Below are 21,804 nucleotides of genomic sequence, written 5' to 3'. Positions count from 1 at the left end.
ACCTACGAAAAGTCAGCTATGTTTTTTTATAAGTGATTATCTGAACATGGTATTATCCCTGTTTTGTAACTTTCCGCAATCAAATTAAAAACTGGGAGATTTATAACAATTTCCATCCTAATGAGGTACACAAATTTTTTTACGTCTTACTTGTTCCCTATTCCCTATTCCCTGTTCCCTGTTCCCTAAAACCCAAATGTACCTCACCTAATTGAAAACGGCTATACCTTTAATGAATAATGCCAAGATGACATACTTTGAACAAGAAGATATCCTTCACCTTACCCTGTCTGATGAACCAGAAGCAGGTAGTGTCGAGATTAGTCCTAACATTACCGCCGAACTGAATGAAGCAGGAGAATTAATTGGAATAGAGATTATCCAAGCAAGTGCCTTCATCCGAGACGCCATTGTAGAATCAGCCCAGGGGAAGCTCTTGAATCTTTCGGCTAAGCATTCAGCTTAGGGACTTGCGTGTAAAAAAAATACCAATTAAAGTAGGGTGGGCAAAGTTATCTTATCTAGAAGACTCATTTTAACCAAAATGTTTTTGCCCACCCTACAAGTGTAAAAAAAATACCAATTAAAGTAGGGTGGGCAAAGTTATCTTATCTAGAAGACTCATTTTAACCAAAATGTTTTTGCCCACCCTACTTGCGTGTAAAAAAAATCCCAATTAAAGTAGGGTGGGCAAAGTTATCTTATCTAGAAGACTCATTTTAACCAAAATGTTTTTGCCCACCCTACTTGCGTGTAAAAAAAATACCAATTAAAGTAGGGTGGGCAAAGTTATCTTATCTAGAAGACTCATTTTAACCAAAATGTTTTTGCCCACCCTACTTGCTGAATACTGATAGCTGAATACTGATAGCTGATAGCTGATAGCTTACCAAACCACACTAAGTGTAGGAAGCTTACTTACTTGCTATCTCAGATTTTGGGTTTAAATCTTCCACTAACTTTACTAGATCAGGATTAGTCTCTGCCCATGACTCCCGCTCATTCCTAATTTTACCGAGGTGGGATTCGACATTTTCTGGTGTAATTATAACACCAAAATCCTCTGGAACAGTCTGAACTTGATAACTGAATAGGCGATTCAGGATTAGATCACCTACTTCTTCGCGATAATGAGAGCTATCCCAATAGTTGTTCATCTGTTCGCTAATCGCTTCTGTGGTAATGCTGTTATAACCAGAAAAATCCCACACTGGTGTAATCTCGACTAATTGACGTTTCCATTCTTCAAACACTGGCCAAAGTCTGGTAACCCGAAGACTTTCCCATTGAGTAGCATGGGATGGTGATATAAATACTTTTAGCTCTATGCCTTTTTCCTTACAGGTATCAACAATGTCTTGGAGATCATTCAAAAAACTATCGGAAAGTCGATACTCTTTATAATAGCCCTCAGTGGTCATTAAGCCCTTGAGCATGTCCTGAAACCCTGCTGGTAAAGGTTTCTTGGGCTTATTGTTATAAATAAAACGCATACCATTGGCATCATAGAGAAAGTAAGCCTTTGACTTGATACTAGAACTTAGGGTTGATTTGGTAGCATTCAGCGCGTTTAGGGATAGGGTGGAATTAATCACCTCTTGCAGGGGAATAGTTTCTTGATTAATAAGACTTTCCTTAAAATCTGGAGCATTAGTTTTCAAGTGATTGAACATGAAAAAGTCAATACCAATCACAACGGTTTTTAAATCCGGTTGATTAGTTAGAGCATGGTCAAAATAACGTTTAACTTCATACATATTTGGACCAACTAGTGCCAAATTGTATCCGGAGTGTCCTGGTTCCAGTCCTGGGTGGTTTGGGTTAAGTCCCAGGTCAGTTCGTGATGAACCTAACAAAACGATTTTGGGTTCATTACGAATAACATCTATAGCCTTGAATAGTCTAACATGGTTAAATTGTTCAGGTTTTAACTGATTTAGACCGGGTAACTCTGGGCTATTTATGACTCCGTAAGGGTCAACAGCAGCGTTCAATAAGCCAAACCCGAATAAACTGGGAAAGGTAACTGCTGCCAAGGTTAGGTTAAATCGACGATAGGAGTTCATATAGATAGGATTGCAATTGCTATAGTGCTATTTGCTTTTTAATTTTACCAGTGAAAATATTGGATGAAACAAAAAAAAACCTCAGCTGATACTGAGGCTTGTAGGGTATATTTGGTTGAGGTAAGCATTCAGCGGTCAGCGGTCAGCCGTCAGCAGACTTAACTCAGATTAAACGAATGCTTACCTCTTGTCTTGATGCAAAGCGCGAGTGGGGAGGGGCTGCATCGCTTATTCAAAAGCTGTTACCGTAGCGTGCCCATTAGCTGATCGCTGATAGCTGCTAGTTGATAGTTGATAGCTGATAGCTGATAGCTGACGGCTGAATGCTTACGGTTAGAGAACACTAAGAGAACACTTAGACAACACTTAGGCAACACTTAGGCAACACTTAAGTTAACCTGTACTACCACATCGTTGTAGTCTTGGTCACCACCACCAAACAGATCTTCGAAACCAAAGGTGTTATCCCCTAGCAAGCGAACGTGGTCAACTCCATCTGGGTTAGCCCCCACGTAAGCAAAGTAGGCATTCAGGTCGGAATCCTCTTGATCTGCATTAGAAGGATTATTAGCTAGAAACTCCGCTGCTGTACCATCGGAAATTAGGAATGGAGCCAGTAGTACCCCACCGGATACTCCAGCACTTAAGTCTACCTGATTGGATAGTGCAGCTTGTGCATAACCAGCATCACCAACATTGATACCGTTAACTGTGCCAGTGAAATCATCAACCACATACCAGCCAATGGTATTATTGAATTCAGCTTCACTGTTGACCACAAGACTACCAGTAACTGTACCAGTCACATCGGTCAAATCGATCAGTTCTATTATCCCCTGAATCTGGTTAGGGCCTGTTCCCAGTGGCGGAGTCGAACCTGAACCGTCTGAGACAACTACAGTGGCATCATTGTAGTCGAAGTCTTTGCCATCTTCAAAGCCCAAGGTTAACGAACCATTGCCATTGTCAGTGACCTGTACATGGTTCTGACCATCGCTATTAAATGAAGCACCACTGAAGAATACGTTGGAGGTAGGATCCTGTCCCGTTAGCACCCCATGGACAGAGCCACCTTGGATTACGTAGAATACCAGGTTATCGTTGACGTCAAAACTGTCGATGATGCGGGTGGCTTGAGCAGTACCTAAACCGTCAGGGAGAACAGAGAAAATCGTATCAGCTCGTAACAGAGCAGCTTCTACATAACCACTCTGACCAGGGGCAATGCCATCAATTGTACCTAGGGCATCATCAACAGCAAATACTCCAATTTCACTGACCTCACCAGCCTCGCGACCTGTAAGAGTGAATTGGAGTTGGGATTGTCCAGGGGTGTCGCCGGTAATAGTGAAGGTATTATTGGCATTCTGAGTCAGAGTCGAGGATACCGGACCGACAGGAGTACTCTCTTCAATGGTGATGTTAACAGTGGCTGTGCTAGTACCGCCACTGCCATCGCTTACCTCAAAAGTCAAGCTATCAGTGCCAGTGAAGTCCGCATTTGGCGTATAGATAATAAAGTCATCTGCCGCATTATCCGGAGTGCCATTATCATTGACTGCTGCCGTACCGTTGCTTGGCTCCGTGACAATGGTAAAGGTTAGCGGATCTCCATCAGGATCAGAGTAATTAGCTAGGACATCAATATTAACTGGGGTGTTTGGCTCAGTGGTAGCAGTATTGTTACCGCCTGTCACTACTGGAGGTTGATTAACATTAGTCACCGCAACGTTAACTGTAGCTGTGACCGCAGGATTGGTGCCATCACTGACCTGGTAGGTGAAGGTATCAGTGCCAGTGAAGTCGGCATTTGGCGTATAGCTAATGGTGCTATCTTGATTGACTACTGCTGTGCCATTAGCGCCCTGCTGGTCAATGGTTACAGTCAGGGGATCACTATCAGGATCAGAGTCATTAGCTAGGACATTGATATTAACTGCGGTATTTTCAGCAGTGGTAGCTGTATCGTCTGCCGCTACTGGAGATTCATTAACAGCAGTGACATCAACGTTAACGGTAGCTGTGACCGCAGGATTGGTGCCATCACTGACCTGGTAGGTGAAGGTATCAGTGCCAGTGAAGTCGGCATTTGGCGTATAGGTAATGGTGCCATCAACGTCATTGACTACTGCTGTGCCATTAAATTGCTGCTGTTCAATGGTTACAGTCAGCCCATCGCCATCAGCATCAGTGTCATTACCTAGGACATCAATGGTAACTGCAGTGTTTTCAGCAGTGGTAGCAGTATCGTTTGCCGCTACTGGAGGTTGATTAGCATTAGTTACCTCAACGTTAACGGTAGCTGTGACCGCAGGATTGGTGCCATCACTGAGCTGATAAGTGAAGGTATCAGTGCCAGTGAAGTCCGCATTTGGTGTATAGGTAATGGTGCCATCAACGTCATTGACTACTGCTGTGCCATTACCGCCCTGCTGGTCAATGACCACAGTCAAGGCATCACCTTCAGGATCAGAATCATTAGCTAGAACATTGATATCAACTGCAGTGTTTTCAACAGTGGTAGCAGTATCGTCTGCCGCTACTGGAGGTTGATTAACAGCAGTGACATCAACCTCAACAGTGGCACTGACTGGAGGATTGTTATCATCACTTACCTCGTAGGTAAAGGTATCAGTCCCAGTGAAACCATCATTAGGAGTATAGGTAATGGTACCATCTTGATTGACTACTGCCGTCCCATTAGCTCCCTGGTTGTTAATATTCAGAGTTAGCTGATCGCCATCAGCATCAGTGTCATTAGCTAGGACATCAATATCGACTGGCGTATTTTGACCAGTAGTGGCAGTGTCATCTACTGCAACAGGAGCTTCATTAATCGGGTTGAAGTCAATATAATCAAATCGACCAAATTCCTCCCTGTCACCTTGGAAATCCAGGGTTATTTGAGTACCTTCGGCAATGAATAAGCGATCGCTAATGGTCAGCTCTTTGAAAGCCACCTGATCAGCGGTAACACCAGCACCATCATTGGGATTATCGAGAGAGAATGGAAAAGTCTGATCACCAATGGCGACATCGAATGTGCTATCCCCGTCTGTCTCATCAGCAACCCGCAGGACAACCTGGTAAAGGCCACTGGGCAGATCAAACGTTGTAGTAGCAGTGCCAGTTCCAGTCCCCACAAGTGTATTGGTGCTAGGGTCAGGTACATTGATGACTTGATTACCTGAAGCATCAACATTATTAGCAACTACAAAATTAGTTAGAGTAAATTGGTCTTCAAATTCAAATCTCGGCATAATATTTCGTCTTACAAAACTCCTCAGTTGCTAAGGTGGTTGGCACTTAACATTGACAATAATCCTAAGCATATGAGCTACGCGCAGGCTAAGCCAACAGCTATTAGCTAAAGGCCTTTGGCCACGCTACTTGAGGTGCCATCAGTTCTCAGCGTTCAGCTGATAGCTGATAGCGTTTTAAATCAAGAGAGTAAGTCCATTAAGCATATGCGCTACGCCCACGCTACTTGAGGTGCCGTCAGCCGTCAGCCGTCAGCCAAACGCTCACTCTACGCGAACAGCTTATTTTATTCAAAAGCACCTCAATTAGGGTGGGCATAGGTCTTTAGCTGATAGCTGATAGCTGATAGCTGATAGCTGATAGCTGATAGCTGATAGCTTACCAGGTCATAGCAAAATTGCTGTTGAACTTATCATTAATAGCTGATAGCATATAGTGGATAGCACAACGCTGAATGCTTATCTAATGATCTACCAATAAATAAATACCTACTTACCTCCAGATATCCGGATTTATTTTCCAGATTTATGGCAAAATGTCAGATGCTATAGTAAAAGTTAACTGATGCTATTATCTAAAAAAAAAATTGTTTTGCATCAGAAATATTATTAAGAAGTTATTGGCTTAGCATTGTTTATTTTTGAAAAAAATATTAATTACAATGAAGCGATCGCTAGAAATAATTTCTCCCGTAATATCCCCTAGGAAAAGGAAAGAGCTTTGCCATACTTGCTCTTCCCTTGCTCTCCAAAAAATACCTTACTCATTGATGTCATGAGTTTTGGTTAATGTCACTAGTATTCGGGTAAATTCATCAAGTCTTTATAGTAGTAATTTTCTATTTCTGCTAAATAAGGGAATAGGGAGTAGGGAGTAGGGAGTGGGGAGTAGGGAACAGGGAGTAGGGAGTAGGGAGTAGGGAGTAGGGAACAGGGAGTAGGCAATCGGGAATCGGGAATCGGGAATCGGGAATCGGGAGTAGGGAACAGCGGATCTGGGAACAGGCAAAAGGCATGCATGCTAGAGGCAAGAGGCATGCATGCTAGAGGCAAAAGTTATGCGATCGCTAATCCTGCAGCTAAACCCCAACACACAATCAGTATTACAAACCTGATCAAAATCTTTCCCATCTCCCCCCCACACCTACCACACTCCCGATTCCCGATTCCCGACTCCCGACTCCCGACTCCCGATTCCCGACTCCCGACTCCCGACTCCCTACTCCCGACTCCCTCAAAAAAAATTTGTTACAAAAATTTTCAAACTATGCTATAATATATTTTTTTTTGTGATACAATGAAATGGTGGAGAATAAAATCCACGGGAAGAGCCAGCCTAAGAGTTTTCGCAGGCTGGAAGGCTGGCTCTGGGTTCCCCTTACAGGAGATAACTTAATATTATGTCCGATAGTCAACGCCTATACCCATGGGTGATGGTTCGGCTATTGCCACCGATGCCACCAGTGGTTTTTGCTCGGTTCGACAACCCTGCTGATGCGTTGGGCTATGTGCAGGCTCTGAAAGCCTTGATGCCTGGTGCGAAGTTTCTAATTTTTTTTTGTTCGCGTAGCGTGACCTTTGGTCAATCAGGGAGTAGTTGTGTGGAACAGGCATAAAGCCTGTGACCAAAAAATTGGGTTTCAAGCCCCGTCCTTCGTTCGACGGCTTTTATCTGATTAGTTATAATCAAAGAGTGGCCTAACACAGACAGGAAGAGTCGGTACTGTCATAAACCCCACGAGCGTTTTGCGATGTTAGCACGTGAGGCGCGAAAAACCTCATTAAAAACGTATGGATCCGTTCCAGATACCGAAAACCAGTAAAGCTTTCCTTAAAAACTAAAAAGTACCGTGGGGCACACGGAAACTGAGGAAGCTCAACGCTTAGGGAGATAAGCCCACTGGGGTTAGTTAAGTTAGGCTAGGTATTTTGTTTTTAAACGGATACTCGGCTTAAGTATTGCCTTTGGCGGATAACTAGCTTTAAGGCATGTCGAAGAACTAAGAATCCCCGCTCATAAGCGGGCGGGGAGTGTCAACAATGGCAGTAGTTGTGTGGAACAGGCATAAAGCCTGTTACAGAAATAGTTGCGTAGGGTGCGTTAGGGGCGGGCTTGCCATCATGTTCAACACCGAGCGCCAGGTTTGGGACAGCCCGCCCCTAACGCACCACCTCAGGGCTCACCCTCATTTTCGCGGTAGCCATGGTTGGGACAGCTCGTCTGAAAATTGTAACGGGCAAGATGCCTGTTCTACCAACATCCTGATTCCAACAACATGGCTGTGAGGAAAATCTTGTTCACAGGCAAGATGCCTGTTCTACCAAGATGCCCATTCCACCAACATCCCTGTGAGGAAAATCTTGATCACAGGCAAGATGCCTGTTCTACCAACATCCTCATTCCAACAACAGGGCTGTGAGGAAAATCTTGTTCACAGGCAAGATGCCTGTTCTACTAAGAACCCAATTCCAGCAACATCCCTGTGAGGAAAATCTTGTTCACAGGCAAGATGCCTGTTCTACCAACATGCCAATTCCAACAACATGGCTGTGAGGAAAATCTTGTTCACAGGCAAGATGCCTGTTCTACCAACATGCCAATTCCAGCAACATGGCTGTGAGGAAAATCTTGTTCACAGGCAAGATGCCTGTTCTACCAACATGCCCATTCCAACAACAGGGCTGTGAGGAAAATCTTGTTCACAGGCAAGATGCCTGTTCTACTAAGAACCCAATTCCAGCAACATCCCTGTGAGGAAAATCTTGTTCACAGGCAAGATGCCTGTTCTACTAATTGATCACAGGCAAGATGCCTGTTCTACCAACATGCCCATGCCACCAACATCCCTGTGAGGAAAATCTTGATCACAGGCAAGATGCCTGTTCTACTAATTGATCACAGGCAAGATGCCTGTTCTACTAATTGATCACAGGCAAGATGCCTGTTCTACTAAGAAGCCAATTCCAACAACATGCTTGTGACGACAATATTGATCACTTGACACTCCCCGGTCATTAGACGCGGGGATTCTTCACTCAACGACCCAACTTGCTGAACCTGACCGGAATCAAGAACAGTAGAGGCCAGATCTCCTGAAGCGTTCGGATCAATGATCCAGGTTCCGGTGTGCCCCACCGTACCCAAGGCTCTTTTATTACGGTCGATGCCTGGTATTACCCAGGGCACCTCCGCTCCAAAGCCGTGCGTGAAACTTTCGCCTCACACGGCTCCTAAGTTCTCTCAACCTTTCGGCTTGTCAATAGACTTGCTCCAGTGAATCTGTTGGTGACAACTTCGGTGGACGGCCATTAGGTTGTCTTTTTTCCAGTTGTCATGATTTCCATCAATGTGGTGGAGTTCAACTCTTTCTTCATCAATGAATTTCATTCCACAGTATCCACAGGAATGGTTTTGCTCAGTCAGTGCCTTGGATGTATGATTGTCGTAGAGTCCATTATTCCGTTGACTCCAATATACTAAGTCTCCGTCATAAGGGGACTTGGTACCTTTGACCATCGTGTGTCCGAAAAGTTTTGTCTTCACTTTTGGGAATGCCTTATTGCATAGTTCATTTGATTGGTATCGGCTCACTTTCTTTTCCTTTCGGAATTTTCTGTTTGCTGCTTCTCTCATGAACCATAGGCTATCCCGAGAATCACTCATATCACACCATTTGTGATATTTTCGCCATCCTCTTACAATGGGAGCCAACTTTTTGGCCTTGACTTTTGATCCATAATTCGAGCTGTTGACTACGGTTTTAATCTTCTCGCGTATTTTCCTATGATTGTCCACTGAGGGCTTACAATGGAATTTTCCGTTTTTCTTGACTCGCATTTCCCAGCCAAGGAAGTCAAATCCGTCTGTCGCCTTGGTTATCTTGGTCTTTTCTTGACTGATTTCGAGACCCCGTTCTTCTAAGAATCTTTCCACCTTTTGGAGGACTTTTTCTGCTTTATCTTTTGGTTTTAAGAAGATAATCATGTCATCCGCATATCGGACTGATGGGTGTATCTTCTCTATTCCGTCAAGTGCGATATTGGCGCTTTTGTGGGCTGACTACTCCTCCTTGGGGAGTTCCTTGTTCAGGGAATTCCGGGCAGATGCCAGCTTTTAAGCATTTAAAGACCCCTGTCTTTATTTGCGCTGGGGCTAACAACCTATCCATGATGGACTTGTGAGAGATGTGGTCAAAGCACTTCTTGATGTCTAGTTCGATAACCCTTTTTGTGATGCCTTTCTTTTTTGAGTTTAAATGTTCAAACACATATTTTTGTGCATCATGCGCATTTCGTCCAGTCCTAAACCCGTAACTCCGAGCGTGAAAGTTCGTTTCGTGCGCAGGTTCTAAGGCATATTTAACTAGACATTGCCAGGCTCTATCGGCGATGGTTGGTATTTTTAGAATTCGGATTTTCCCATTCTTTTTAGGGATTGGTACTTCTCTAAGTCCGCTATGAACCCAGGTGAGGCCATGGTGGTTCAATTGTTCTACCAATTCAATTCGCTCTCGGTAATTCAGGCTTTCTTTTCCGTCAATACCGGCAGTGCGTTTTCCCTGATTTAATTGAGTCACTTGGCGGACTGCCAAAAGTTGAGCTGAACGGGACTTCATTATCAGTTTTTGTAGAGACCGAGCTTTCCTCCAGTCGCCAGCTTGAACCGCTTTGTATATTCTTCTTTGTAGGCGGAATAAGTTTTGGCGGAGTTTTTTCCACTTTTGGCTTTTCCATAGTTCGCTATGTTCTACCATGCGTCTAACCATACTCTACTCTTGTTGAATATATTCTGAGAACCCGTGCCCAGTTTTGAGCACATCTTACCCGACAGTGGGGATTAAGTTTGGCATAACTTACCGAAGGTTCGACCGGCCTTCAGACCCATGGTTTTGCTGTCGTTTTTACTCGTTCCATCTATCAGATTGTTTTGACGATTTAGGGTAGTCCAATTTGCCTATCCTCTTCTCGGAGATTACAACTGTCATCCTAAAACGTTGTGAGAATAGAGGATGAAGTCGCACATGGTTGTTCAGGTTGTGGCTTATCAATTAGACACTTTTATAGGACTACTTTTACCCATGTCGCCTCCCTGTTAGCGCCAGTGTTGCTACCTGCTTGTGGTCAACTGATTGCGCCCTGTTGCCAGCGTCACTCTGCGGAGTTGCCGCCCGCTCGGTGTGGCCAGATAAGGAGTCACATGTCTCCGCATGGGGTGGGTTTTCACCACCATCCGACAGATAGTTAGGATTTTGGGTTTTGCCCCGCGAATCCCCCTAGTCATACCCTTCTCTACTACGAGAAGCTCCTACTAGGAACGAGCCGCACTAGGATATTGATTGCAGCATTGTGGTCTCGGTCTAACTTGCAACCACACTTACAGACGTGAGTCCTAGTTGATAGAGACTTTTTAACAACCTCACCGCACTCGGAGCAATTTTGGCTTGTATAAGCAGGATTCACTGCAACCGTGACTCTTCCAAATTTTTTTCCAAAGTGCTCCAGCCATTTCCTGAATTGATACCAACCTGCATCGTTAATAGATTTGGCGAGACAGTGATTTTTGACCAGGTTCTTCACTCTTAAGTCTTGCCTTACGGCACGCTGCGCGAACGTAGGCGACCAAGTCGTTAGACTGGATTACGCAACGTGCAAGTCTCTTTGCATGTTCTATGCGCTACGCGCAGGCTACGCCAACACGCTGCCTACTTATTTTAAGGTGCTGTCTACCTAATCTGTTAACGGCTTTCCTACGGTTAGATGAGCCTTTCTTTTTCCGGGAAACCCGGCGTTGATAAAACTTTAATCGTTTTTCCCCAGACCTATAAAAACGAGGATTTGGTTCTGTACTTCCTCTAGAATCGGTGTAGAAATCTTTTAGTCCTACATCTAATCCTATAGTGGCATCGGCGGGGTCTAATTGTTCTTTTACATCGACAGAGACGCAAAATTGAACGTAGTAACCATCCGCCCTCTTGACAATACGGACTCGCTTAATTTGCTTCTTGTCGAAGCGCCACAAGTCCCAAGTACCTTTGAGCTTCAGCTTTCCGATTCCCTTCTTATCACTGAAGGTGATTGACTTTTTATCAGGAGAAAGCTTCCATCCTGATTGTTTATACTCAACCGTTCGCGCAGCGTCGGCTTTGCCGAATCTACAGTGCTTCTGGAAACGGGGATAGCCTTTCTTCCCAGGTACTTTTTTCTTGCAGTTCTCAAAGAAACGAGAAATTGATGACCATGCCCTTTCAGCCGCAGCTTGTCGAGCAGTAGAGTTTAGTTCATTAGCAAAAGAGAATTCTTTAGCCAGTATTTTTGAGTACTTGCTAAGGTCGTATTTGCCTGTTCCTTTATTATCCATCCATAAACGAATACAGCTATTACGGATAAACTTAACCGTCCGAATCGCTTCGTCTATTGCTTGATATTGAAGGGGTTTACCGTATGCCTTAAACTCTATTATGATCACCAGAACTCGACCTCTTCTGTTATATCATTACTCTAACATACTCAGCATAATCTTTTAAATCAAAATCAAATCTTTTTCACGGCGGCTAAAGACCGCTGCGACCCTTCATCCCCGCTCGCTTTGTGACGGGGCTTTCGGGTATCGGGGATTTTTGGTAAGCATTCAGCTCTCAGCGGTCAGCCGTCAGCCGTCAGCTTATTTTATTCAAAAGCTGATAGCTGATAGCTGATAGCTGATAGCTGACGGCTGAATGCTTACAAATAGTCTAATGCCGAGAGGATATGGCCAAAATTTTGATTTAGAGTATCTATAGTTTCAGGTTTAAGATTATTTCTGAAATCTCCAGGAGTGATTTTACGTATGTGACTATTGGGCTTGGCATTTTTGGGATCTACTTGATCAGATAGTTGCTTAGACAAGCCGCTTATATCTTCTGAATAAAGTTGAAAAGGTTGAAGAAAGGAGGTTAACCAACTATCAAAGTTATATACCATATCTTCATACTTGAGTAGGTTAACACTAGGATGACCAATGAAGTGATTGAGATATTTTTCATATCTCTCAAAGTAATCATCACTGAATGAAATCACAAACTTGTCTATTCCCCAAGAAAGCCACTCGTCTCGAATCGATTGGTTTATGCCTCCGTGAGTTTTTGTCCAAGAAAAGAACATTGAATTCAGACCATCTCTGGGGTCTCGTAGGTGTAGGTTTACAAAACAGCTATCTAAGTCTATCTCTAGGGGACGACGTATAGGGCCAATACACCCTGTATCTATAGAATTAAAGTCAGCAAGAGCTGACTGGCAACAATTTACTTTAAAGTCTTGAAAATATAATAAACTATCAGTTAACTCTTTATTATTGGCAGAATAGTATTTCATTTGAGTCAAAGCACAAGCTTCTAAAGTGATTCTGTGCAATAACATTGAAGCGGCTTTATGTACTGTAAAAATAGCTATTTTTGTGACTGGTTTCATAATTTAGATCAAGTCGGGTTGAATACCCATAATTAAGGAGAGGGTGGGAGGTGTGGGGAGATAGGGAGATAGGGAGATAGGGAGATAGGGAGATAGGGAGATTTTTATTAAGGGTAATTATCCTGACATGATATTATACGATTACGATAATTTATACGATAATTTAACTGCTTATGAAAAGTGATCAGCCCCTTGAATTGAAATCGGGTGCATCTCACTCTTGCCTGTTGCCTGTTGCCTGTTGCCTGCTGCGAAGCTCCCTGTTCCCTAAAACCCAAAAATTTATACCTCACCGAATTTAAAACTGCTCTATAGTAACAGACATCGGAAAAAAAACCTAGGGACTTTGGATCCAAAGTCCCTAGAATGGTGTAATCTCTGAAGATTTAGAGGTTAAAAATCACCTCTCCAGATATTAAATTTTTGCCCTTATTTTACCTAGGGTAGGGGTCGTGGCCTGATTAGATCTATTAGAATACGGGTTGCTTCCTTGAGTGTCAGCATATCCTCTAGTTTATAGGATTTTGGATTGGCCACTTTCAGATTATGCATCATGCCCCGATCTTCGTGGTTTAGGATATGGCAGTGATAAACAAATATCCCAGTAATGAATGGATTTACGAAGGGAATACGGATTGTAGTGATGCTGTTTCCGGGTAAGTTAATTACATCCCGATACCCCTGGGTTTCTAGCTGACAGCGGTATCCATCACTGGTGCCATCAGGAAGCTCTGCACCGGATTGACAAAATTGCAGATCATAATCTTCTGGAACTATTCGGTAGTTATTGTAGGTGCAGATGTCAGTTCCTGGCAGCAATCCTGAGCATGGATCCTCAGGGAGAATAACCTCAGTAACTAGGAAATCAAGCTGGTGTATGTGGAAAACGTGGGCAGCAGTAGTGGCATTGACCAAATGCCATTCTTCTATATCCCCCACCGCAGAAATTTTATCGATCCGGTTTCCATTATATACTTGACCTTGGAAGCTGGGAGGAGCACTTTGCTCATCATTGAATGCTGTTAGAAAAAACTTACCGTCGCCGCTTGTGAAATAGAAGTAACGTTTCTGAGTAAGTGGATCGGAATACGCATCCCCTGGAGTTATGCACAGTGAGCTATCCAGTAAGTCCAACAGGGATTTGAAGCTCATATGATACTTCTTTGCCAAGTTTTTCAATTGTTGAGTTTTTTCATCATCTTGACCTTTTTTACCTACACGTTTTCTGTATGTTTTTAGTAAATCTGCTATCCTAGCAGAACCAGGGCCACATTCACTCAAACTAGCTAAGGTGTCAGGAGTTGGCAGTAGCTTGTCTGATTCAACTGCCTCCTGGTTTAAGATGTAATTATTTAAAGTTTGAATTCCCGGGCATATAGCTCCTAGACGAAGATCACCCCCAGCTGCCGTCTGGTAGCATACTGTATCTGTATCTTCTACATTAACAGTTGCTAACACGTAGCTTCTGTCGTTACCAGGAGCCCCGCTCGCCCAATGGTCTTTCTCATCACCGGCTAAATCGGTTTTAAGATCGGAAACAAGATGATATGTACTATCTGGGTCACCTCCTACTACCAGAACTTCTACTCGAGTAGCAGGTGGCAATAGAACTGAGTTAGTTGCTACTGGTTGTTTAACAAAATCAGCATCACGGGCCAAGATATAAAAATTTGGATGACCATTGGGCTCAACAAAACTAGGTATTAAATTCCCTTGTCCATCCTCTGTGAAAGATTCTAGAGCAATATTCAGGTAGTGATCCGCACCTATATTGGCAATGCGCCAGAACTGAACCTCTCCAGGCTTAATTGTTATTTGTGGGTTGACTTTATCATTGAGAGGGAAACACCTTTTTCCCCCTTCGCCCACAACATCAGTAAATTGCTTGAACAGCATCACCTTTTGACGCACGGAAAACCGCTCTGGCTCATTGCCTATGATTTGGAGCGGATTGGGTTGAATTCCGTCGGTGGGATCGAGAATGGTGTAATAATAATTACTCCCCTTGATAATCATTCCACCAGACAGACCAGCCAGAACCTGAGTATCGCTAAGGGAGTGGGCGTGGGAGTGATACCAAAATAGTCCAGATTGATGGACTTTTGGTATCTTGACTCCCATGTGGTAGTCAGCTATCGAACCATATTTATTAGACTCTCCAGGAGGATCACCCGGATAATAACCACCAGGAAGAAAAGAACTTGCAGGATATTCTGTAGTTGTAGGGGTAAATCCAACGGGAGGTGTCACATTAGAATGAACTTCCACCAAAACATCATCACCACCCAGTAAAGGTGACATGTTGAAGCCATGATAATGAATGTTGGTGTATTGAGATTGGTTCTCTAAATTTTCTTTTGTTTGTGGTATCTGCCCCGGCAATTGAACCCTTACTGGTAAGTTATTTCTGAGGGTTAGGTCAATCAAGGAGTACGGAGTACCATCAATACTACTCTTCTCTTGTAAACAAACTATTCGGTCTCCAACATCAGACTCAAGAAAACATGGCTCAGGTACAGATACAGTTATAACTGGTGGGTTATAGGCTGGATCAAAGGTCTCGACATCATAGGGCTCCTGCAATTCAGTAGCCGTAGCCTCGTAGATGTAGCCATCGTATGATTCTGCAGTCTCGTCATCTACCTGCAACTCGAAACTCTCCAAAGTTGCATCTAAAAGAATTGAATTTTCATCCGCGTCGATAAATGTCGGATTGCTAAAATCTGCCCCCTGATCAAAGGGGTACTCTAAAGTCACAAGTTGACATTCATCCACAAAAGGTATAGGAGTATCACCATCAGCGACAGCTTGCCCTGTAAAGGTACTTACAGAAATAAACGTGCCCACTAAGAACACAATCAGTACCCTGCGTAGAAACAGGAATAAGTGGTTCATAAATAATTCATTACTCAAAGAATAGTTCACTATAGTGAGTATGACTTGCTGTCAAATTCGAGGCAAGTTTTTTTTACAAAACTTTATATTAGCGGTCGTCGGTCGTCGGTCGTCGGTCGTCGGGAATCGGGAATCGGGACCGACACTACCCATTTTTTTCACAAATATGAGATACACTCTATCAATTTCTTTGTTGACTTTTAATTACCTTTAATCTAGCTAACAATTACCATCACTTAGCTGATAGCTGATAGCTGAATGCTTACGATTCAAAAGGGGGTGTCTACAGCGTTTTTCATAGCTATCAGGCTCCCTGCTCAGAAGCTCCCTAAAACCCAAGAATTTGTACCTCACCCAATTCAAAACTGCTGTAGTCACATTACTGATACATTTAACGTTTATTTTGTCAAGTAAAATTTATACAAAATAGCTGGAATTACCCTGCAAAAACAAACTTGTTTGGGAGCCGATGCATTACTGTTTGCGAGCCGCTAGAATTAGTGAGGAATAAAAACATCTACTCAATAAACTGTGCAAACTCCTGTTCTCTATGATCGGCAAGTCTATGATCCACAAGCTCTCCTGGATCATTTAAGCCAGCTCACTCAGGAAGAGTTTGCCCCTCGGGCGGCTCAATACGACCAGACAGCGACCTTCCCGGCAAAAAACTTTGAGACTCTGTTTGATGCAGGTCTTCATGCTCCGGCTGTACCGATTAAGTATGGTGGTTTAGGGTTAGGTCACAGCAGTGATATCCTCACCCTCTGGATGATGACACGAGAATTAGCAAAGGTAGATTTAGCGTTCACCCGTTGCTGGGAAGGACATACGAATATACAAGTATTATTGACTGCCAATGCTAATGAAGCTCAAAAGCAACGTTGGTTTGAAGGGATTGTGCAACGAGGGGAAAAATGGGCGGGTTGGAGTGGCGAACCTCTCTCCAAAGTGCCTGGGCAAACCAGTGGTATTGGTACAACAGTTAAGGTTGTAGAGGGGGGCTATATTGTTGATGGTTGCAAGGTCTTTGCCACAGGAGCGGATGGGCTACAATGGGCGATCTTGTTTGTGAGTACTGCCGGAACAGGAGCTGTTCGTCATAACGATGGACCAGCGAATTCGGTTTTGATGTTAGCCTGTGATTTATCAGACCCAAGTGTAAGCTTTGATTCAACCTGGTGGAAACCGATTGGGATGCGGGGAACTGTAAGTTATCGCGTACAATTCGATCACACGTTTATTCCTAAAGAAAATCTGATTGGCTATCCAGGGCAATACTTGCTGGAAGAGTGGCAAACTCGCTTTACTCCTCAGTATGGAGCAGCATTTTTGGGAGCAGCAGAAGGCGCTTATGGTTATGCCCTGGCTCATATCAAAAAGCAAGGCAGAGAACAGGATGCTTATGTGCAGCATCGGATTGCCAAATCAATGATGAACATTGAAACCATGGACTTGTGGCTGCGAAAAGTGGCTAGGTTGTGGGAAGCAGGTCAACACCAGCAGGCCAAAGAAGCTGGTAACCGCTTTCGTTATTTGTCAGAAAAATTGGCACTGGAGACCTTGGAACACTGTACTCGGATGTGTGGCGCTCGTGCTATGATTCAACCGAGTCCTTTGGAACGGATTTATCGCGATTTATCCTTCTATACCCTCCATGATAATTGCGATCGCGTTTTGGCCTCAATTGGTCAGGAAGTACTGGGACAAGAAAGCGATCGGGCATTTTTTAATTCTTCACAGAAGTAAGCATTCAGCTATCAGCTATCAGCTATCAGCTCTCAGCTCTCAGCTCTCAGCTCTCAGCTCTCAGCTCTCAGCTCTCAGCTCTCAGCTCTCAGCTCTCAGCTCTTAGCTTTTGAATAAAATAAGCTGACGGCTGTTCGCGTAGCGTGAGCTTTTAGCTCACGGCTGACGGCTGTTCGCGTAGCGTGCGCGTAGCGCATATACTTACCTTGAGATACTTCACACCGATCTTTTTTCCATCTCCCTAACCACAGGTAAAATTTCCTTACCAAAGTAGGTCATTGTTTCCAGTTCAGGCCAACCAGAGAAAATGAATTGAGAGCAGCCCATCTTTTTATATTCCATGATTGCTTCAGCAATATCAATCGGGCTTCCGACAAGGGCCATAGAAGACGGTCCATGGGCAGGTACAGCACCCTTCCATAACCAAGGGGTAAGCCAATTACCATCAGCTTCTTCTTGATAAGCAAATTTTATTGATTGGAAATCAGAGGTCTTAACAAATACTTGATCAATCCATTGTTTATTGCCAGTACTAATCAAAGAGTAAGCAGCTTCGATGGCTTCTTGACGAGTAGGTCTAGCAATTATAGAACCACGTAGACCAACCTCTATTCCTTGGTCAATTATGCTTTTAACACGTGGTCGCAGTTTATCTGGGGTATCGAAAAGAAGTAACCAACAATTACCTTGCTTTACAGCGAGTTCCTGTGCCGCAGGCGAACCGCCACCGATGTAGATTTCTGGGGAATTCCTCTCTGGTGCCACAAAAGGCGTACCGACTTGCCCTTCTTCAATATGGTAGTAGGTGCCTTTAAAAGTAAACCCGCCATTTTGTTGCCAAAACCCTTGACAAATCTCTAAAAATTCTTCGGCTCGCTGATAACGTTGATCGTGTTCGAGAAAATCGCCATAGTAGCCTTGCTCTTTTTGGGAATGACCCATAATTACATTTAAACTCACTCTGCCATTGCTTAAGGCAGAAAGGGTATTAATTTGTTGCACAAACAAGGTAGGTGAAATTGCTCCGGGTCGATAGGCAACCATAAATTTTATCCTTTCTGTTGCCATTGCTAAAGCAGTGGAAAGTAGAATTGGATCTGGTCTGTAATAGCCGAAGGCAGTCAACAGGGAATCAATACCAATTTCTTCGGCACGGCGGCAGAAGAAAAGATTATTCTCGATATCGGGTAAATTCACTTGTTGCTCAGGTGAATTACTTGCCTGGAGTTTAGCATCTTTTGATACAACGCCTAACCTATTTGCTTGTGCGGCTAATCGCCAGTGAAATCTCAATGAGTTCATCTTAAAAAAAATCCCTAGTTTGGAAACTATTCAGCTTTAGCTACTGGAGGACAAATGTCTCGGCGACTTCAGTTGCAGTTCCTTTAGGAGGTAGGGGAGTAACTGTTCCGTAGTTAGCCCTGGAATCTACAACAATGAGTAAACTTTACAATTATATGATTGATTGTCTATTATTTATAGCGGTTTTTAGTCTAATGAGGTACACAGGATTTTTTCCCTGTTCCCTGTTCGGCTGCTCGGAAGCTCCCTAAAACCCAGGACGAAAGTACCTGATAAGTATGAGAATTGCTAGATCTGGTTACAACTGGCCTAATTTTTACTCCAAGTTTTAGAACTTTTTTCATAAATTAATAAGTAAATTAAAAAATAAACTCCCATTTGAGCAGCGAGGTCTGAAAGCTATGACCTTGATTATGTCTGCTTTATAGCTACTATTGTCACCCCGCCACATTGAAAAGTTACTTAATACATGGTAAGTTATTTCTTGACTTAAAAGAGTACAGACAATGAATCCTTCATCAAGCGAAACTACCCCGGCTCTTGTTGAACAAGAAATCAATCTAGATGCTAGCGAACTATTGGGAACCTGGAAGAATACTAACTCCCAGACTGAGAATATTACCAAAGCAATTATCGAATTTGACGAGGGGCAACTGACTATTCATATTTTTAGTGCAGGTAGCCCTGAGCTTGATGATTGGGGAAAAGCAAAATTACAAGCCTTTACTTCAGATCAATCGTCTCCTGTGGTTGGGGGATTTATTACCGAATATAATCGAGGTTTTGTGGAAACTTCAATCGCTGCTAACTGTAAAAGAGGAGTTTTAGTACTCCAAGTTTATAACATTTACAAGGATAGTAACGGCTTTAACGATTTTTCGCGGGAATTTTTTCACAAATAATTTTATTAAATCTAAGTATTAGGGCACAACCAATGACTAAAACAAAAGTAGATATTAGTAAGTTTCTGGGACGTTGGGTTAACACCTATAAGGAAACAAAAGGAATAGCATCATTTGAAATCTCTAGTCAGGATGATGTTCCTAAATTCCGTGCTTTTGGATCCCAGACGAGTCATGCTCCTGGAGATTGGGGGGAAGTTGAATTTGTTCCTTTAGCAGCTAGTCCAGATGGTGGTGTGGCTAAGGGATTTCATATAACTTATGAAATCAACCAGATTAAATCATTACTAGCTGTTAATGAAAACAAGGGTTTGCTGATCATCGCAAGTTATTTTTTACCGAGTGAAGGTAATGGTTACTTTTCTAGGGAATTCTTTTTTATTGAATAGATAGCCAAATTTTTTCAGTGTCATTAGTTTATCGTCATACTATGGCTTCCATGGCGATAACCTATAGTCCTCACCTCTTCGTAGCGATATTTATCCTCAAAGTACCATAGAACAAGTCCCCACAAGGGCAAATCCCCCCATCTATTGCTATAAATACAGCTTGACTCATCAACTTTAGTTTGAAATTTTCTAAAAATGTCATTATTTCTAAAGTATTCACAATTGATGAGCATGCAATTAGTGTAAGGACACTTGACACTCTTGTGATCCTCTTCCAGCTTGTTTTTTAGTTTAATAGTATGCTCACTTACAAATTCTTTTAAGAGTTTTGTCATACCAAGAGTCACATCCGGTACATCGAATTTTCTAAAGTAGGGGGAGATAAATACTTGATTTTTTTTATCCATCAGCTCGACTATATCGTTATCAAATTTATGAATAAAACAATCTTCATCTATTCTGATCAGATATTGGTAGTCATTGGTGTAGTCTAAAAAATCTATAAACCAAAAATGACACATATGCTTATATCCTAGTGTAAACTTACCAGACCTACTAGTTGGAGGACATAAGTCATTGTTAATTTTATTTTTACAATCCTTGAATGCTGTTCTGGGATATTCAGTTTTAATATTGATGAACTTTATTTCCATTTCTGGGGTAAAGCTTTGAATATATTTCTGGTGAGCAAGTGATAGGTTGCCCTCATGAAATAAAATGTTATCAAATTGATTACTAATATACTTGTTGATTGACTTATTTCTGGCAATCAAATCTTGATAGTTTTCTTTTTCTTCATAGCCCTTAGTCAAAGCAACGACAGCAATCGATTTTTTATGCATGTTACCCATTATTACTTACCGTGAGTGATATTTCTTTTTCGTATTCCTTAAGGTAATTAGCAGCCATTGTTCGATAATGAAAGTCTCTCATTGCCTTTTCCCGACAGGCTTGAGGAGAAATTTCATCCAGCCTTTCCACTGCAGCAATATAGTCTTTTTGCCTGTGACAAATAAAGCCAACATCAGAGGAAACTATTTCCTTAAACGCTCCATGATGACTACAAATTACTGGAGTTCCTGAGATTAACGCTTCAGGCACAACTAAGCCAAACGGTTCGTTAATTAGTGTTGGTGCCAGGAGTGCTTTGGCGGAAGCGATTAATTGCGCTTTCTGTGGTCCCCGTATTTCACCGACAAAGTCAACTCCTTGCTCCCGGCACATGGCAGCAAATTGCCGTTGATAAAATTCGTTTTTACTCGAACCTGCGACCACTAGCTTGATGCCCAGTTCTTGGACTAAGAGTAAGGCGATACCAAATCCTTTCAAGACAGCTCTTTCTAAACCGCAGACCAAAAAGATGAAATAATCATCTTTGGTTTCAGAATAAATGAATTCAGCAGGATCTATACTATTGTGGACATAGCGATCGCAACCATAGCTTTGGGCATGGGAGCGGGAAACAAAAATCAAATTCTCTTTTGAGAGCCCTGAAACATCATGGTTTCCAAAAGGAGCTTGGAAGGTTCTGACCCAAGGCTTACCATGGGAATCGAATGCACGAGATGGGGGAATATCTTGAGGTTGTAAAATATCAACGTCAAACATTCGCTCCGTAACCTGATTAACACTGTCTGGTAAAGGTTCTAGAATTTCATTATTTCTGAGATCGTAGAACACATCATGTCCTAGTTCTGCCAAGCCTTTAGCGAGCAAATCTGTAGTGTGTTGGGATGCAGTGCCATTAATCTTGGCTGGATATTGGTGATTACTCGATATGTAGATACGCATTTTTTCT

19 protein-coding genes and 2 pseudogenes are annotated in these 21,804 nt (G+C 42.8%); 8 read left to right on the top strand and 13 right to left on the bottom strand.

The features are described from left to right. Positions 1–232 precede the first annotated feature (232 nt). Positions 233–466: a DUF2283 domain-containing protein gene (locus F6J90_RS21885; RefSeq protein WP_293098191.1), complete on the top strand. Its 234-nt coding sequence runs from the start codon at positions 233–235 to the stop codon at positions 464–466. A 448-nt stretch (positions 467–914) separates the two neighbouring features. Here the strand turns inward: F6J90_RS21885 and F6J90_RS21880 are convergent, their stop codons facing one another. The 3 genes from F6J90_RS21880 to F6J90_RS21870 form a co-directional block, all read right to left on the bottom strand. Next, a complete protein-coding gene (locus tag F6J90_RS21880; protein ID WP_293098189.1) occupies positions 915–2,066 on the bottom strand; it encodes a hypothetical protein in 1,152 nt (383 codons plus the stop codon). Positions 2,067–2,443: 377 nt separating this feature from the next. Further along, the gene (locus F6J90_RS21875; RefSeq protein WP_293098187.1) at positions 2,444–5,326 is read right to left on the bottom strand and encodes an Ig-like domain-containing protein; all 2,883 of its coding nucleotides are present in this window, start codon (positions 5,324–5,326) and stop codon (positions 2,444–2,446) included. A gap of 795 nt (positions 5,327–6,121) precedes the next feature. Next, positions 6,122–6,346: a hypothetical protein gene (locus tag F6J90_RS21870; protein WP_293098185.1), complete on the bottom strand. Its 225-nt coding sequence runs from the start codon at positions 6,344–6,346 to the stop codon at positions 6,122–6,124. Between F6J90_RS21870 and F6J90_RS21865 the strand changes: the two genes are divergently transcribed. From F6J90_RS21865 to F6J90_RS21855, 3 genes are all read left to right on the top strand, one after another. Further along, positions 6,345–6,602 carry a hypothetical protein gene (locus F6J90_RS21865; protein ID WP_293098183.1) on the top strand — a complete coding sequence of 86 codons (258 nt, stop codon included), beginning with the start codon at positions 6,345–6,347 and terminating at the stop codon, positions 6,600–6,602. The two genes, F6J90_RS21870 and F6J90_RS21865, sit on opposite strands and share 2 nt — an antisense overlap. Positions 6,603–6,726: 124 nt before the next feature. Beyond that, positions 6,727–6,942 carry a hypothetical protein gene (locus tag F6J90_RS21860; RefSeq protein ID WP_293098181.1) on the top strand — a complete coding sequence of 72 codons (216 nt, stop codon included), beginning with the start codon at positions 6,727–6,729 and terminating at the stop codon, positions 6,940–6,942. Positions 6,943–7,809: 867 nt separating this feature from the next. Beyond that, on the top strand, positions 7,810–7,947 hold the full coding sequence (locus F6J90_RS21855; RefSeq protein ID WP_293098179.1) for a hypothetical protein: 138 nt from the start codon (positions 7,810–7,812) through the stop codon (positions 7,945–7,947). A gap of 329 nt (positions 7,948–8,276) precedes the next feature. Here F6J90_RS21855 and F6J90_RS21850 read toward each other — a convergent pair. The 5 genes and pseudogenes from F6J90_RS21850 to F6J90_RS21835 form a co-directional block, all read right to left on the bottom strand. After that, a pseudogene (locus tag F6J90_RS21850) lies at positions 8,277–8,480 on the bottom strand (hypothetical protein); the annotation flags it as partial. An 87-nt stretch (positions 8,481–8,567) separates the two neighbouring features. Continuing rightward, entirely contained in the window at positions 8,568–9,311 is a 744-nt protein-coding gene (locus tag F6J90_RS43675; RefSeq protein WP_366513700.1) for a reverse transcriptase domain-containing protein, read from the bottom strand. 43 nt (positions 9,312–9,354) lie between these two features. Beyond that, entirely contained in the window at positions 9,355–10,092 is a 738-nt protein-coding gene (locus F6J90_RS43670; protein ID WP_366513701.1) for a reverse transcriptase N-terminal domain-containing protein, read from the bottom strand. 526 nt (positions 10,093–10,618) lie between these two features. After that, positions 10,619–11,792, bottom strand: a pseudogene (locus F6J90_RS21840) (transposase). A 254-nt stretch (positions 11,793–12,046) separates the two neighbouring features. Next, complete coding sequence (locus F6J90_RS21835) at positions 12,047–12,772, bottom strand: hypothetical protein (protein WP_293098177.1); 726 nt, start codon at positions 12,770–12,772, stop codon at positions 12,047–12,049. A 173-nt stretch (positions 12,773–12,945) separates the two neighbouring features. Here F6J90_RS21835 and F6J90_RS21830 point away from each other — a divergent pair, with 173 nt between their 5' ends. Then, positions 12,946–13,074: a hypothetical protein gene (locus F6J90_RS21830; RefSeq protein ID WP_293098175.1), complete on the top strand. Its 129-nt coding sequence runs from the start codon at positions 12,946–12,948 to the stop codon at positions 13,072–13,074. Between the two features lie 136 nt (positions 13,075–13,210). Here F6J90_RS21830 and F6J90_RS21825 read toward each other — a convergent pair whose 3' ends face one another. Beyond that, positions 13,211–15,667: a multicopper oxidase domain-containing protein gene (locus tag F6J90_RS21825; RefSeq protein WP_293098173.1), complete on the bottom strand. Its 2,457-nt coding sequence runs from the start codon at positions 15,665–15,667 to the stop codon at positions 13,211–13,213. A 51-nt stretch (positions 15,668–15,718) separates the two neighbouring features. Further along, complete coding sequence (locus F6J90_RS21820) at positions 15,719–15,844, bottom strand: hypothetical protein (RefSeq protein WP_293098171.1); 126 nt, start codon at positions 15,842–15,844, stop codon at positions 15,719–15,721. A gap of 354 nt (positions 15,845–16,198) precedes the next feature. Here F6J90_RS21820 and F6J90_RS21815 point away from each other — a divergent pair, with 354 nt between their 5' ends. Continuing rightward, entirely contained in the window at positions 16,199–17,413 is a 1,215-nt protein-coding gene (locus tag F6J90_RS21815; RefSeq protein WP_293098169.1) for an acyl-CoA dehydrogenase family protein, read from the top strand. A 216-nt stretch (positions 17,414–17,629) separates the two neighbouring features. Here F6J90_RS21815 and F6J90_RS21810 read toward each other — a convergent pair whose 3' ends face one another. Further along, positions 17,630–18,715, bottom strand: a complete 1,086-nt coding sequence (locus tag F6J90_RS21810; protein ID WP_293098167.1) for an LLM class flavin-dependent oxidoreductase — start codon at positions 18,713–18,715, stop codon at positions 17,630–17,632. A gap of 506 nt (positions 18,716–19,221) precedes the next feature. Here F6J90_RS21810 and F6J90_RS21805 point away from each other — a divergent pair. Next, entirely contained in the window at positions 19,222–19,617 is a 396-nt protein-coding gene (locus tag F6J90_RS21805) for a hypothetical protein (protein ID WP_293098166.1), read from the top strand. 32 nt (positions 19,618–19,649) lie between these two features. Beyond that, positions 19,650–20,006 (top strand): hypothetical protein, encoded by a 357-nt coding sequence (locus F6J90_RS21800; protein WP_293098165.1) that lies wholly within the window; start codon positions 19,650–19,652, stop codon positions 20,004–20,006. 23 nt (positions 20,007–20,029) lie between these two features. Here the strand turns inward: F6J90_RS21800 and F6J90_RS21795 are convergent, their stop codons facing one another. Beyond that, on the bottom strand, positions 20,030–20,848 hold the full coding sequence (locus F6J90_RS21795) for a hypothetical protein (RefSeq protein WP_293098163.1): 819 nt from the start codon (positions 20,846–20,848) through the stop codon (positions 20,030–20,032). A gap of 1 nt (position 20,849) precedes the next feature. Beyond that, a complete protein-coding gene (locus F6J90_RS21790; RefSeq protein ID WP_293098161.1) occupies positions 20,850–21,797 on the bottom strand; it encodes a glycosyltransferase in 948 nt (315 codons plus the stop codon). Between the last annotated feature and the right edge of the window lie 7 nt (positions 21,798–21,804).

Source organism: Moorena sp. SIOASIH (assembly GCF_010671925.1).
Classification (GTDB): Bacteria; Cyanobacteriota; Cyanobacteriia; order Cyanobacteriales; family Coleofasciculaceae; genus Moorena.
The sequence above is the reverse complement of the archived record's forward strand: the minus strand, read 5'-3'. Positions and strand labels throughout refer to the sequence as shown.